The organism is Kribbella sp. NPDC048837 (assembly GCF_055586945.1).
Genome location: NZ_JBVJHF010000006.1, coordinates 624,261 through 638,038, shown reverse-complemented (window position 1 = coordinate 638,038; position 13,778 = coordinate 624,261). Strand labels below are relative to the sequence as shown.

14 protein-coding genes are annotated in these 13,778 nt (G+C 70.4%); 13 read left to right on the top strand and 1 reads right to left on the bottom strand.

Annotated features, from left to right (window positions below):
• Both ACZ6O0_RS29640 and ACZ6O0_RS29635 read left to right on the top strand, forming a co-directional pair.
• A partial coding sequence (locus ACZ6O0_RS29640; protein WP_465768278.1) for a hypothetical protein occupies positions 1–253 on the top strand: 253 nt, incomplete at its 5' end.
• Between the two features lie 51 nt (positions 254–304).
• Positions 305–1,183, top strand: a complete 879-nt coding sequence (locus ACZ6O0_RS29635; protein WP_465768277.1) for a CHAD domain-containing protein — start codon at positions 305–307, stop codon at positions 1,181–1,183.
• A 4-nt stretch (positions 1,184–1,187) separates the two neighbouring features.
• Here ACZ6O0_RS29635 and ACZ6O0_RS29630 read toward each other — a convergent pair whose 3' ends face one another.
• On the bottom strand, positions 1,188–2,360 hold the full coding sequence (locus ACZ6O0_RS29630) for a DUF1015 family protein (RefSeq protein WP_465768276.1): 1,173 nt from the start codon (positions 2,358–2,360) through the stop codon (positions 1,188–1,190).
• Between the two features lie 24 nt (positions 2,361–2,384).
• Here ACZ6O0_RS29630 and ACZ6O0_RS29625 point away from each other — a divergent pair, with 24 nt between their 5' ends.
• The 11 genes from ACZ6O0_RS29625 (at position 2,385) to ACZ6O0_RS29575 (ending at position 13,772) form a co-directional block, all read left to right on the top strand.
• Entirely contained in the window at positions 2,385–3,494 is a 1,110-nt protein-coding gene (locus ACZ6O0_RS29625; protein ID WP_465768275.1) for an HAD-IIA family hydrolase, read from the top strand.
• 66 nt (positions 3,495–3,560) lie between these two features.
• Entirely contained in the window at positions 3,561–4,046 is a 486-nt protein-coding gene (locus ACZ6O0_RS29620; protein ID WP_465768274.1) for a phasin family protein, read from the top strand.
• Position 4,047: 1 nt separating this feature from the next.
• A complete protein-coding gene (locus ACZ6O0_RS29615) occupies positions 4,048–4,605 on the top strand; it encodes a hypothetical protein (RefSeq protein ID WP_465768273.1) in 558 nt (185 codons plus the stop codon).
• A gap of 6 nt (positions 4,606–4,611) precedes the next feature.
• A complete protein-coding gene (locus ACZ6O0_RS29610; protein ID WP_465768272.1) occupies positions 4,612–5,427 on the top strand; it encodes a TlyA family RNA methyltransferase in 816 nt (271 codons plus the stop codon).
• 9 nt (positions 5,428–5,436) lie between these two features.
• Positions 5,437–6,363, top strand: a complete 927-nt coding sequence (locus tag ACZ6O0_RS29605) for an NAD kinase (RefSeq protein WP_465768271.1) — start codon at positions 5,437–5,439, stop codon at positions 6,361–6,363.
• A 3-nt stretch (positions 6,364–6,366) separates the two neighbouring features.
• Complete coding sequence (gene recN / locus ACZ6O0_RS29600; RefSeq protein ID WP_465768270.1) at positions 6,367–8,094, top strand: DNA repair protein RecN; 1,728 nt, start codon at positions 6,367–6,369, stop codon at positions 8,092–8,094.
• Between the two features lie 127 nt (positions 8,095–8,221).
• Positions 8,222–9,403, top strand: coding sequence for a putative cytokinetic ring protein SteA (steA, locus tag ACZ6O0_RS29595; RefSeq protein WP_465768269.1), 1,182 nt, complete (start codon positions 8,222–8,224; stop codon positions 9,401–9,403).
• Positions 9,400–10,347, top strand: coding sequence for a copper transporter (locus tag ACZ6O0_RS29590; protein ID WP_465768268.1), 948 nt, complete (start codon positions 9,400–9,402; stop codon positions 10,345–10,347). The genes steA and ACZ6O0_RS29590 overlap by 4 nt, the downstream gene beginning before the upstream one ends.
• Position 10,348: 1 nt before the next feature.
• A complete protein-coding gene (locus ACZ6O0_RS29585) occupies positions 10,349–11,158 on the top strand; it encodes a hypothetical protein (RefSeq protein ID WP_465768267.1) in 810 nt (269 codons plus the stop codon).
• Positions 11,137–12,750: a murein biosynthesis integral membrane protein MurJ gene (gene murJ, locus ACZ6O0_RS29580; protein WP_465768266.1), complete on the top strand. Its 1,614-nt coding sequence runs from the start codon at positions 11,137–11,139 to the stop codon at positions 12,748–12,750. Before ACZ6O0_RS29585 ends, murJ begins: the two co-directional genes overlap by 22 nt.
• Entirely contained in the window at positions 12,747–13,772 is a 1,026-nt protein-coding gene (locus ACZ6O0_RS29575; protein ID WP_465768265.1) for a glycosyltransferase family 4 protein, read from the top strand. Before murJ ends, ACZ6O0_RS29575 begins: the two co-directional genes overlap by 4 nt.
• The last annotated feature ends 6 nt before the right edge of the window (positions 13,773–13,778 follow it).

Here is a 13,778-nt window from a genome sequence, read left to right as displayed (position 1 = left end):
CGAGGACGCCGACGTGGCCGACGAACTGGCTGAGGAGGCTGAGGAGCTCGCCGACGAGCTCGACGAGGACGCCGACGTGGCCGACGAACTGGCTGAGGAGGCTGAGGAGCTCGCCGACGAGCTCGACGAGGACGCCGACGTGGCCGACGAACTGGCTGACGAGGCTGAGGAGCTCGCCGACGAAGCTAGGGAGCTCGCGGACGAGGCTGACGAGGGCGCTGAGGGCGAGGGCGTGGGCAAGGTCGAGGGGTAGGGCGGCTCGCTCGGGGACCCCGGGTTCGCCTGGAGCAGGGAGAATGGGGCGATGGGCGAGAACGTGGGTCCTTGGGCCGGGCCGTTGTCGGCGGAGGCTCCTGTCGGAGCGTTGGTGGGCAGCGCGCTCGTGAAGGGCACTGCGCGGCTGCAGGGCGCGGTCCTGATGGTGGAGAAGTCCGAGGCCGACGCGATCCACCAAGTGCGCGTCTCGTGCCGGCGGTTGCGGAGCGATCTGAAGCTGTTCCGCAAGCTGCTGGCCGGCAACTGGGCCGACGAGTTGCGCAGCGATCTCGCCGCGCTCGCGCAGGCCTGTGGTGAGGCAAGGGATCTGGAAGTGATCGCCGCGCTCGTCCGCGAGACCGCGAACAGCGAGGACGACGAGGAGCACGTCGACACGATCCTCACGACGCTCACCGTCGGACTGGACCGGGCTTCGGCCCGGTCGGGCGCCGTCGTCCTGGGGGAGTCCACCGCGGAGCTGCTGGAGACCCTCGAAGCCGTCGCCGCCGCGCCGGACCTCAAACCCAAGGCCGGTCAGCCCTGCGGAGAGGTCCTGCCCGAGCTACTGGACGCCGCCAACGTCAAGTTCACCCAGGCGGCCGACAAGCTCAAGCCCTGGACGGTGGACGACGACTGGCACGAGGTGCGCCTGCTGGCCAAACGCGTCCGGTACGCCGCCGACACCAGCGCATCCGTCCTCGGCGACGAAGCCAAGGCCACGGCAACCCACGCAGCCAAGTACCAGGAGCTCCTCGGCCAGCACCAGGACCACTGCGCCGCGGCCGACGCCCTGACCGCAATGGCCGCGGACGCCGCCGCCCAAGACGACCCAGAGCTGTCCTTCACCCTCGGACGCCTGACAGAGCGCCATCGAGCCGCCCGCAAGCCTCTCCGCGAAGAGTTCCTCAGCCTCTACCACCGCCCCTGACAGCTCACAGCGTCCGGAACAGCAACCCCACCCGCGGCTTGGGACCGAACGACGTCGCCTTCTGCGGCAGTACGACGCCTTGCGTGGCCGACCGTAGTACCTGGTCCATCCGTGGTGCCACGAGTTCCACAGCCGCCTGCTGAGGCCCAGCCAGCGCCAGAGCGTCCTGCAGCGTGTGGTGGAAGCTGATGTCTTCCTCAATCACGCCCCACGCCGGCAGCAGCACGTCATGGAGCAGTGACACGGTCGGCTCCTCCTGACCGAACGTAGACCGCAGAGTCACCCAGCTGGCCCCATCCGTCACCGCGATCCGGTCCGGTACGCCCTCCACCCGACCGGGCAGCACTTGCCAACCCTCCGGCGTACGCGACTGCACTGTGGCCAGGTCCAGCCCCGGTACGACGCGGTGGATCGGGTCCAGCGTGAGCGGGTGCCGGCCGTAGTCGACCAGCATGGCCAGACCGACCTCCGCACTCGGTCGGCCCGGCTCACGCCGCTGACGTTCCAGGTACGCCGCATAGCGGTGGTGGCCGTCTGCGATCAGCGCCTCGTGCCTGGCCAGCTCGGCGGCGATCATCGCCAGCGTCGAAGGATCGTCGATCCGCCAGATCCGGTGGTGCGCGCCGTTGTACGTGTCCGCCACGACCCACGGTTCGCGGGAGCGTGCGTCGTCGACGGCATCACTGGCCGCGCCACCATCGCCGTACGCGAGCAGGATAGGCTCCAGGTCGGCGTCCGTCGCTTCCATCAGCTCGAGCCGGTCGTCCACCCAGTGCGGCATCACGTCCTCGTGCGGCAGCACCACGCGCCGGGTCGCATCGAGTCCGAGCGAGCCGACCAGTCCGCAGAGTACGGCGCTGCCCAGCTGCTGCTCGTACACGTACAGCGCGGGCCTGTTGTCCTGCACCACCACACCGTCGCGTTGCCACCCGGCCAGCCGTCGCGCGGGTTCGTCGTACCGCCCGGGACCGAGCTCCGGATCGCGTGGAAGGATGAGCCTCACCATGTTGTGCAGATCAGAGTCAGTCAGCCGCCGGACGAGGGCGGGTTCCAGTACGTCGTACGGCGGTGACGTGACCGCGCCGAGCGCGCTCACCTTGCCGGCCACGAAGCGCCAGGCACGCAGCGGGTCGAGCCGGAGGATGCTCCCCCGTGCGTCCGGCCCGCTTGATGGCATGGCCGGAATCGTACGGCGGGAAGCATGAGCGCGGAACGGAAAGCGCCTGCCCCGCTCTCGGCGTGTGATGAACCCCTCGCCGGCCGGTACGACGTGGCCCTGCTGGATCTCGACGGCGTCGTGTACGTCGGGCCGGATCCGGTGCCCGACGCGCCGGAGAACCTCCGCAAGGCCGCCAAGGAAGGCATGCGGATCGGGTACATCACCAACAACGCGAGCCGGCCGGCCCGGGTCGTTGCCGAGCACCTCGCGTCGTTCGGGCTGGACGTGATCGCCGAGGACGTGGTGACGTCGGCGCAGGCGGCCGCGAAGCTGATCGCGAGCGAGTTCCCGAAGGGTTCGCCGGTGCTCGTGGTCGGCGGCGAGGGGCTGTACAGCGCGCTCGAGGAGTACGGGCTGACGGCCGTGCGGAGCAGCGACGCGCACCCGGTGGCCGTCGTCCAGGGGTTCCACCCGGACGTGAACTGGGTGATGCTCGCCGACGGCGCGCACGCGATCCACGAGGGCGCCAAGTGGTTCGCGACCAACCTGGACCTGACCATTCCGACCGCGGCCGGGAAAGCGCCGGGGAACGGGACGCTGGTGCAGGCGGTCCGGGCCGCCGTCGACGTGGATCCGGTCGTGGCCGGCAAGCCCGAGCCGCCGTTGCTGGAGACGAGCATCGAGCGGCTCAAAGCCCAACGCCCGTTGATGATCGGGGACCGGCTGGACTCCGACATCGCCGGCGCGCACGCGGTCGGGATCGCGAGTCTCTGGGTGGCCACCGGTGTGAACGACGCGCACGATCTGGCCCGGGCGCCGAAGAACCAGCGGCCGACGTACATCGGCGCCGGGCTGAGTGCGTTGGCCCAGAAGCAGCCCGGTATCACGGTCGAGGGAGCCCAGCACACCTGTGAGGGCTGGACCGCCGAGGTCGTGAACAACGCGGTCTCGGTAAAGGGCGAGGGCGAGCCGTACGACGGTCTGCGGGCGATCCTGTCCGCGGTGTGGGCGGCGGTCGACGCGCCGGCCAAACCGGCCGTCAAGCCGGCCAAGACCGCCGGCCGGACCCGCCGCCCACTCCCCAAGCCGGCCCCGGCGCCCGGCACCATCGCCCTCGACGCCGCCCTGCACCGAGTGGGTCTGGACAAGTAGAGCCGGTGCTGGCTGGTATTGCCGGAGCAAGGCGATACCGTAGCTGGGACGAGCGAGGAGGCAGTCATGGTGTTGGACGCACTGCGCGGCTACGTACAACTGGCGAGCGGACTGACCGAGGTCACCCGGCAGAAGGCCCAGGCGGCGGCGAAGGCGCTGCTGCAGCAGACCGGCGCGGATACGCTGACGTCCGGCCTGAGCACCAAGGTGAGCGAGCTGACCGACGAGATCGTTGCCACCAGCAAGAGCAACCGCCATCTCCTGCAGGCGATCGTGGCGAACGAGGTCGAGGGCGCCGTCGCGCGGCTCGGGTTCGTCCGCTCGGAGGAGGTCGCGGCGCTGACCCGGCGGGTGCAGACGCTGGAGGCCGAGCTGGCCGAGGCCCACGGCGTCGCGCCCGCGTCGGCCGCCCCCGCCGCTGACGCGCTGGAGGACGACGACTGGTCGGAGCCGCTGCCGAAGGCTGCCAAGAAGGCGGCTGCCAAGAAGGCCGCGAAGAAGGCGCCCCCGGCGAAGAAGGCCGCGGCCAAGAAGACGGCGAAGAAGGCGTGACGTGACCGAGCATCCTGGCGAGCAGTTCCCGCCCGGCGTCGACCCCGACGTGGAGCCGGGCTTCGAGCCGTATCCGTCCGAAGAATCCCCCGAGCAACCCGACTACGACACCGAGCCCGGCCCGCAGAACGTCGCGGACGACACCGAGGCGGCGTTCGAGGCGTCCCTGGACGACATCGAAGTGCCCGACGAGCACGCGCACGTGGACCCGGCGGAGGTGGAGTTCGGGCCGGAGTTCGCCCGGGCGCCGGGCCAGGAGCACGAGCACTCGTTCACGGCGGAGTCGGCCGAGGACCCCACGCCGCACTTCCAGGCGGAGACCCCCGAGGACCCCGCACCGCAGCAGGACCCCGCACCGCAGCAGGACAGTGCACCGCCGGACGACCCCGCGCCGCAGGACGAGGAGCAGGGGCATCCGCTGGTGGAGGAGACGATGGGGCGGCTGGACGACCTGCGGGACCGCCCGGTCAGCGAGCATGCCGAGGTGTACGCCGACCTGCACGAGCGGTTGCAGAGTGCCTTGGTGGAGGCGGACGCCGAGCACGGCGATCGCGCTTAGACGTCAGTGGCCAAGGGAGTCAAGCGATCGCGGCTCGATGCCGAGCTGGTACGGCGTGGTCTCGCGCGGTCCCGTGAGCACGCGAGCGAGCTGATCGCGGCCGGCAAGGTGAAGGTGTCCGGGACGGTGGCCACGAAACCGGCGACCGGTGTCGGCGCGGACGCGCCGATCCTCGTCGACACGTCCGAGACCGACGACCCCGGCTACGCGAGCCGCGGTGCGCACAAGCTGATCGGCGCGCTGGAAGCGTTCCCAGGCGTGCAGGTCAAGGGACGCGCGACCCTCGACGCGGGTGCTTCCACCGGCGGATTCACCGACGTACTGCTCCGCAACGAGGCCGCCCACGTGATCGCCGTCGATGTCGGCTACGGCCAACTGGTGTGGGCGTTGCAGACCGATGAGCGGGTCACGGTGATGGACCGGACCAACGTCCGTACGCTCACCCTGGACGACATCGGTGGTGAGCCGGTCGATCTGGTCGTCAGCGATCTGAGCTTCATCTCGCTCACGCTCGTCCTGCCGGCGCTGATCGGTGTGGTGAAACCGGAGGGCGATCTGGTCCTGATGGTGAAGCCGCAGTTCGAGGTCGGCAAGGAGCGGCTCGGCAAGGGCGGGGTCGTCCGTGACCCGGAGTTGCGGGCCGACGCCGTCCGCGGTGTGGCGGCGAAGGCACGGGAGCTCGGATGGGGAATCGAAGGTGTGGCGGCCAGCCCGTTGCCTGGTCCGTCAGGAAATGTCGAATACTTCCTGTGGATACGCCGGGAAGCACCGCCGCTCGATGAGACGATGCTTCAGACCGCTGTCGAGCGCGGACCGCAATGAGGAGGCAGGGTGGTTGAGCACGAGCCGCGGCGCGTGCTGCTGGTCACGCATACCGGCCGGGAGCAGGCTGTCGAGGTGGCGCGCGACGCCCACCGGCTGCTGACCGACGCCGGGATGCAGGTCCGGCTGCTGGGGGGCGAGGCCGAGGCGCTCAAGCTCGACCCGGTCGAGATCGTCGACGACCACGAGAAGGCCGCGCTGGACGTCGAGCTGATCATGGTGCTCGGCGGCGACGGCTCGATCCTGCGCGGCGCCGAGCTGTCCCGCCCGCACGGCACACCGGTGCTCGGGGTGAACCTCGGTCATGTCGGGTTCCTGGCCGAGGCCGAGGTGGACGACCTGGAGCGGATCGTCCAGGTCGTGGTGGACCGCAGCTACACGGTCGAGGAGCGGATGACGCTGGCCGTCGAGGTCCGGCTGGACGGCAAGCTGATCTTCGACACCTGGGCGCTGAACGAGGCGAGTGTGGAGAAGGCGGCCCGCGAGAAGATGCTCGAGGTGCTGGTCGAGGTCGACGACCGCCCGCTGTCGCGCTGGGGCTGCGACGGCGTCGTGGTGGCGACACCCACCGGGAGTACTGCGTACGCCTTCTCCGCGGGTGGTCCGATCGTCTGGCCCGAGGTCGAGGCGATCCTGATGGTGCCGCTCAGTGCGCACGCGTTGTTCTCCCGGCCGATCGTGGTGGCGCCGACGTCGCAGCTGTCGATCGAGCTGGTCCCGTCCTGGCACGGTCGCGGTGTGCTGTGGTGCGACGGCCGCCGGATGGTGGAGGTGCCGCCCGGCGCCGAGATCCAGGTGCGGCGCGGTTCGACGCCGGTCCGGCTGGCGCGGGCGCACTGGGCGCCCTTCACCGACCGGCTGGTGGCGAAGTTCGATCTCCCGGTGCTCGGCTGGCGCGGTGCCGCCGAGCGCAAACGCAACGGAAACGGAAACTAGACCATGCTCTCGGAAATCCGTATCACCGGGTTGGGCGTGATCGAGGACGCGACGTTGGACCTCGACCCGGGATTCACCGCCGTGACAGGGGAGACCGGGGCCGGCAAGACGATGGTCGTGACCGGTGTGAACATGCTGCTCGGCGGTCGCGCCGACAGCGGCCTGGTCCGGCACGGCACCCGCCGGGCGCGGGTCGAGGGCCGGGCCAGCGGCGTGCCGAAGTCGATCGTGCAGCAGGCCGAGGACCGTGGCGGTGAGCTGGACGACGGCGAGTTGCTGATCGCCCGCGAGCTGTCCGCCGAGGGCCGGTCGCGCGCATTCCTCGGCGGCGCGTCCGTCCCGGTGTCCGTGCTCGGCGAGGTGTCCGGCGACCTGGTCGCGATCCATGGCCAGGCCGACCAGTGGCGGCTCCTGCAGCCCGCACGCCAACGCGAAACCCTGGACACGTTCGCCGGCAAGCCCGTGCTCGTGCCCCTCCAGGAGTACGCCGCCGCCTACAAGCGGCACCGTGAGGTCGAGGCCGAGCTGACCGAGCTGACCACCCGGCAGCGCGATCGTCTCGCCGAGGCGGATCTGCTCCGCTTCGGCCTGGACGAGGTCGCCAAGGCCGAGCCGCTGCCCGGCGAGGACACCGAGCTCGCCGCGGAAGAGGAGCGCCTCGCGTACGCCGACGGCCTGCGGACCGCGGCCACGACGGCAGCCGACGCACTGGCCTCCGAGGAGGACCGCGACTCCACCCGGCCGAACGACGTGCTCGGACTGCTCGCCCTGACCAAGCAGGTCCTGGACGCCGAGCGTCAGCACGACCCGAAGCTGGCCGAGCTGGCGGACCGCGCCGGCGAGCTCGGTTATCTCGCGGCCGATCTGGCCGGCGAGCTCTCGTCGTACGCCGCCGACGTCGACACCGACCCGGCCAGGCTGGCCGTGGTGAGCGAGCGACGGGCCCTGCTGACCCACCTGGTGCGCAAGTACGGCGCCGAGCAGGGCACTGTGGACGAGGTCATCGACTGGACCAAGCGGTCGGCCGAGCGACTGGCCGAGCTGGACGGAAGCGATGAGCGCGTCGAGCAACTGACCGCCGAGCTGGCCGAGCTGGACGCGAAGCTCGCCGATCTCGGCCTGCAGATGCGAGCGGCCCGGATCGAGGCGGCCGAGCGGCTCGGTGTCGCGGTGTCCGAGGAGCTGACCGGTCTCGCGATGCCGCACGCGAAGCTGTCGGTCGAGGTGCACGAGACGTCGGCCGGACCGTTCGGCATCGACGAGGTCGAGTTCTGCTTCGCGGCGAACCCGGGCAGCCCCGCGCGCCCGCTGCAGAAGGCTGCCTCGGGCGGTGAACTCTCCCGGGTGATGCTCGCGCTCGAGGTGATCCTGTCCGACACGCACCCGGTGCCGACGCTGGTGTTCGACGAGATCGACGCGGGCATCGGCGGCCGCGCCGCGGTCGAGGTGGGCAAGCGGCTGGCCCGGCTGGCGGAGAAGGCACAGGTGATCGTGGTGACCCACCTTCCGCAGGTGGCCGCGTTCGCGGACCGTCACGCGGTGGTGCTGAAGAGCGACGACGGCTCGGTCACCACGAGTGGTCTGGTCGCGCTCGACGACGACGCCCGGCTGAAGGAACTGTCCCGGATGATGGCCGGCCTGGAGAACTCCGACGCCGCCCAGGCGCACGCCGAGGAACTGCTCGCGCTGGCCGCGCAACGTCATGACAAACCCAAGCGAAAGAAGCGCTGAACCCCGGTTCCGCCTCGTTCGAAAGGATGATTTGACGCACAGTCACTGTTATTTCAGTGCGTGAACAAGGGCCTGCCCGGGGAAATGAGCCGGGAAGGGGCTCTTGACATGGCAGGATGAGAGCGCGATGAAACTGCCCAGCCTGCGGAGAGCACGACCTACTGAACTGCCCGGGATCGCCGGAGTGGTCCGGCTCGATCGACGTACCAAGAATCTCACCAAACGGCTGAAGCCGGGCGAGATCGCGGTCATCGACCATGTCGATCTGGACCGGGTCAGCGCCGAGGCGCTGGTCGACTGCAAGGTCGCCGCGGTGGTCAACGTCGCCGACTCGATCAGCGGCCGCTACCCGAACCTCGGTCCGGAGATCCTCGTCGAGGCCGGGATCCCGCTGGTCGACGGGGTCGGCCGCGAGGTGTTCTCGATCCTGCACGAGGGCGAGCGCGTCCGGCTGAACGAAGGCTCCCTGTACCGGGGCGACGAAGTCGTCGCGAAGGGCATCTCCCAGGACAGCAAGACCGTCGCGGAGCAGATGGACGAGGCCCGGTCCGGGCTGTCCACCCAGCTCGAGGCGTTCACCGCCAACACCCTGGAGTACCTGCGCCGCGAACGCGACCTGTTGCTCGACGGCGTCGGCGTCCCCACGATCCACACGCCGATGGAAGGCAAGCACGTCCTGATCGTGGTCCGCGGGTACGACTACCGCGAGGACCTGGTCGCCCTGAGGTCGTACATCCGTGAGTACCGGCCGGTGCTGGTCGGGGTCGACGGCGGGGCCGATGCCCTGGTGGAGAACGGCTACGTCCCCGACCTGATCGTCGGCGACATGGACTCGGTGAAGGACGACACGCTGAAGAGCGGTGCCGAGGTGGTCGTGCACGCGTACCGCGACGGCCGCGCGCCCGGCTCGGAGCGGCTGGAGCGGCTCGGCGTGGAGTCGATCGAGTTCCCGGCCACCGGCACCAGCGAGGACGTCGCGATGCTGCTGGCCGACTCCAAGGGCGCCTCGCTGATCGTCGCGGTCGGCACCCACAACTCGCTGGTGGAGTTCCTCGACAAGGGACGCTCCGGGATGGCCAGCACTTTCATCACCCGCTTGCGCGTCGGTGCCAAGCTGGTGGACGCCAAGGGTGTCGGCCGGCTGTACCGCAGCCGGGTCTCGACCCTCCAGGTGGTCGCGCTGGCCGTGGCCGGCCTGTTCGCACTCGGCATGGCGTTGGTCGCGATCGGCGCCGACGACGTGCTCTGGTCGATCCTGCGGGCGCGCTGGAGCGACTTCGTCTACTGGATCCGGGAGCTGTTCACGTGATCGACTTTCGCTACCACATCGTCTCGATCGTGGCGATCTTCTTCGCCCTGGGTGCCGGTGTGGTGCTGGGTGCCGGCCCGCTGAAGGGGACCGGCAGCGAGATCGTCGCGAGCCAGGCCGAGCGGGACCGCCAGCAGCTCGCCGACACGCGGCAGCAGCTGAGCGATCTGAAGGCGCTGGACAAGTACCGCGACGACTACGTCGCCAAGGTCACCGCCGGCCTGACCGACGGCAAGCTGAACGGCAAGAAGATCGTGGTCGTGACGATGCCGAACGCCGACAACGACCTGACGAACTCGATCCAGGACGAGCTGGAGAAGGCCGGCGGCCAGGTGACCACCAAGGTGGCGCTGGACGCCAAGCTCTTCGACGCCGGTCAGCGGCAGCTGGTCGAATCGCTCGTCACCCAGCTCGTCACCGCGGACATCCAGTTCCCCACCGACAGCACGGCGTACCAGCGGGCCGGCCTGATCCTGGCCCGCGGGGTCGCGGCCAAGGAGGAAGGCAAGACCGCCGACACCGACTCGACCAGGATCCTCGGCGGGCTGACCGGGTCGAAGCTGCTGTCGCTGAAGCCGGCGCAGATCAAGGACCGGGCCAGCCTGATCGTCGTGGTGGCCGCCAAGCCGCCGACGCCGGCGCCGGACAACTCGACGTACAACGACGCGGTCGACTTCATCGAGGGCCTGGACAAGGGCAGTGGCGGCGTCGTCGTCGCGGGGACGCCGGAGAGCGCGCAGAACGGCGGACTGATCAAGGCCTTGCGGAGTGACTCCGACGCCACCAAGATCGTTTCCTCGGTGGACGTGGCCGATCTCCCCGCCGGGCAGGCGACGATCGTCTTCTCGCTGGTCGAGCAGGCGAGCGGCAAGGCGGGGCAGTACGGCGCCATCGACGCGAAGAACGGCGTCGCGCCCTCGGCCGTACAGACGAAGGACAACTGACGTGGGAATTCTCAGCGCTGCCGTCGCGGCAGCCGCCACCGCCGCGCTCGAACGCGCCGCGGAGAAGCTTCCGAAGGAGAACCGCGAGCCGTTCGAGCGGACCAACCATCGCGGCGAGCCGGTCACCTTGCTGGAAGGACCGATCGCGGTCCTCGGCGCGCTGGCCGGCGTCGCGGCGTCGAAGTCCGACGGCAGAGTGAAGGCGGCCGCGCTGCTCGCGGGCTCGGTGTCGGGCGCGGTCGGTGCGTACGACGACCTGCGCGGGACCACGCAGGCGAAGGGCTTCCGCGGACACCTGACGGCGTTGAAGCGCGGCGAGGTGACCAGCGGTGCGGTGAAGATCCTCGGCGTCGGCGCGGCCGGCCTGGCCGCCGCGGCGCTGTTGCCGCGCAAGTCCCGCGGCGTGAAGGCGGTCGCCGGAATCGTTGCCGACGGCGCCTTGATCGCCGGCACCGCGAACCTGACCAACCTGCTCGACCTGCGCCCCGGCCGTGCACTGAAGGCCGTCGCCGCGGTGAACGCGCCGCTCGCCGTCGTGAACGGCCCGGCCGGCGCGGTCGTCGGTGCTGCCGTGGCTTCGGCGCCGTCGGACCTTGGTGAGCGTTCGATGCTGGGTGACTGCGGCGCGAACGGCCTCGGCGCCATCACGGGTACGGCGCTCGCCGCAGCCCTCCCGCGTCCGCTGAAGACGCTGGTCCTCGGCGCGGTGGTCGCGCTGAACCTGGCCAGCGAGAAGGTCAGCTTCACCAAGGTCATCGCGGAGACGCCGGTCCTGGACAAGATCGACCAGTGGGGCCGACGACCCAGGTGAGCGCGGACGGCTCGGCCGGGCGGCCGAGTGCGGGAGCTCGCGTAGCGCAGGCGGCTCTGCTCGTTGCCGGAGTGACTGTGCTCGCCCGCGTGGTCGGCTTCGGCCGGTGGCTCGTCTTCTCGAAGACCGTCGGGGCCGGGTGCCTCGCCGAGGCTTACACCACGGCGAATCAGCTGCCGAACATCCTCTTCGAGGTGGTGGCCGGTGGTGCGCTGGCGGGTGCGGTGATTCCGGTGCTGGCCGGACCGGTGTCGCGGGGTGATCGGGCCGCGCAGGGACGCATCATCGGCGCGCTGTTGTCCTGGTCCTTCCTGCTGCTGGCGCCGTTCGCCTTGCTGTCCTGGGTTCTTGCGTCCAGCTACACCGACGCGATGCTCGACCCGGGTGCGGACTGCGGTGGTTCGGCGGCGACCGCGACCCGGATGCTGATGATCTTCGTGCCGCAGGTGTTCGGCTATGCGATCGCTGTGATCGCGACGGCGGTTCTTCAATCCCACAAGCGTTTCGGGGCCGGTGCCTGGGCTCCGCTGATCTCCAGCCTGGTGGTTGTTGCCACCTACTTCCTGTTCGCGGCGGCCGCGCCGGATGCGGACACGGCCGGGCGCAGCGCCACCAATCTGCTGGCCTGGGGGACCACGGCCGGAGTCGCGGCGCTGGCGCTCACTGTGCTCGTGCCGATGCTCTTCCTGCGGTTGCCGATCAAGCTAACGCTCCGGCTGGACCCGGGCGTCGGTCCGGTGCTCCGACGGCTCGCCCTGGCCGGCCTGGCGGTTCTCATCGCGCAACAGCTCACGTTCGTGGTCACGACGTACCTGGCCAACCACAGAGGCGTGGCCGGCAGTATCGCGGTCTACACCTGGGCCAACGCGGTCTATCTGCTGCCTTACGCCGTACTCGCGGTGCCGATCACGACAGCCGTGTTTCCGCGGCTCGCTGCGGCCTATGACTCGGGGGAGCGGTTCGACGTCTACGCGGCTGCCTCCACGCGCGCAGTCATGCTGGCCGGTGGCGCGGGAGCTGCGCTGCTGGTCGGCACCGCGGTCCCAGTGGCGCGCATCTTCGCGTACAACGATGGCTCGGTGCAGGAGGCGCAGGCGTCGTCGCTGGGTAATGGGTTGATCGCTTTCGCCCCTGCGGCCATCGGCTTCGCGGTGCTGATGCACGTCGGCCGAGTGCTGTACGCACGGCATGCGGGCCGTGAGGTCGCGGTGGTGACCTCCGCTGCCTGGGTGCTGGTCGCGATATCCGGTGTGGTGCTCACAGCGTCCTGGGACGCGGTTCCGGCGTTGGCGGCTGCGATGTCGGTCGGCATGGTGGCTGGAGCAGTCGTTCTGTTGGCGGTGCTCGCGCGACAGGCAGGGCCGGGTGTGTTGGCCGGACTCCCGCGTGCCGCGCTGGCCGCGCTGGTCGGCGCCGTGCTGGCGGGTGCTGCGGGCTGGGCCGTCGCTCTGCCGGCCGAGGACGCCGGAGTGGGCTCAGCAGTCCTGTTCTCGCTGCTGTCCGGCCTGGCTGTGGTCATTGTGTACGCCGGCGTCGTGCTGGCCTTGGACCGCGCGGATGCCCGCGCACTGCTACGTCGGGAGATGCAATGAGGATCGGGCTGCTGCTCGCGGAGTCGCGGGGCGGGATCGGGCAGCACGTCGCCTCGCTGGTGCCCCGCTTCATCGACGCTGGGCACGAGGTGGTCGTGTGTGCGCCGCCGGGCACGGCCGAGCACTTCGACTTCGGCGCGGCCACCGTCGTGACGCAGGCGCCGGCGCTGCGTGGGTCGGACGTCATCCACGCACATGGCTACCGCGCCGGCATGGCGGCACTCCGGGACCGGTCGCATCTCCGGCCGCTCGTGGTCAGCTGGCACAACGCGGTCATCGCCCCCGGACCCCGTGGGCTCGTGATGCGGCTGGGTCAGCGCCTCGTCGCCAGGGGCGCGGACCTGACTCTCGGCGCCTCGACCGACCTGGTGGACCTGGCCAAGCGCCTGGGCGCCCGCAACGCCCAGTTGGCCCCGGTGGCGGCTCCCGCGGTCCCAGAGGCCCGTACGTCGCCGACCGAGGTGCGCAGGGCGCTGGGCCTCGACGATCACCCGCTGGTCCTCTCAGTGGGCCGCCTGGCCCCGCAGAAGGACTACCCGACGCTCCTGTCCGTCGCGGCTCGCGTGCACGAGTCCACCCCGGACGCGGTGTTCGTGGTCGTCGGCGACGGGCCGCTGCGGGAGAACCTGAAGGCGCGGATCGACGCCGAGCAGTTGCCGGTGCGGCTGCTCGGACATCGGTCCGATGTGGCCGATCTTCTCGGGGCATCCGATGTGTTCTTGCTCACATCGCACTGGGAGGCCCGGGCCCTGGTGATCCAGGAGGCGATGCAGGTCGGCGTACCGGTGGTGGCGACCGCGGTCGGCGGCGTACCGGAACTCGTCGAGGACAGCGCTGTCCTCGCGTTTCCCGGCGATGCGGACGGGCTCGCCGACGGGGTCCGGGCGGTCCTGGCCGAGCCCGCAACGGCGAACGCTATGCGGACGCGAGGCCGGGAGTTGGCCGCCAGATGGCCGGATGAGGACGCCGTGGCGAAGAATCTGCTGGACATCTACGCGGGTCTCGTCGCGACCAGGGGTTGACAAGAG

Excerpts from the sequence above, each read along its gene's own strand:
- ACZ6O0_RS29635 (WP_465768277.1), top strand. The coding sequence starts at position 305 with ATGGGCGAGAACGTGGGTCCTTGGGCCGGGCCGTTGTCGGCGGAGGCT.
- ACZ6O0_RS29630 (WP_465768276.1), bottom strand. The coding sequence starts at position 2,360 with ATGCCATCAAGCGGGCCGGACGCACGGGGGAGCATCCTCCGGCTCGAC.
- ACZ6O0_RS29625 (WP_465768275.1), top strand. The coding sequence starts at position 2,385 with ATGAGCGCGGAACGGAAAGCGCCTGCCCCGCTCTCGGCGTGTGATGAA.
- ACZ6O0_RS29620 (WP_465768274.1), top strand. The coding sequence starts at position 3,561 with ATGGTGTTGGACGCACTGCGCGGCTACGTACAACTGGCGAGCGGACTG.
- recN (WP_465768270.1), top strand. The coding sequence starts at position 6,367 with ATGCTCTCGGAAATCCGTATCACCGGGTTGGGCGTGATCGAGGACGCG.
- steA (WP_465768269.1), top strand. The coding sequence starts at position 8,222 with ATGAAACTGCCCAGCCTGCGGAGAGCACGACCTACTGAACTGCCCGGG.
- ACZ6O0_RS29575 (WP_465768265.1), top strand. The coding sequence starts at position 12,747 with ATGAGGATCGGGCTGCTGCTCGCGGAGTCGCGGGGCGGGATCGGGCAG.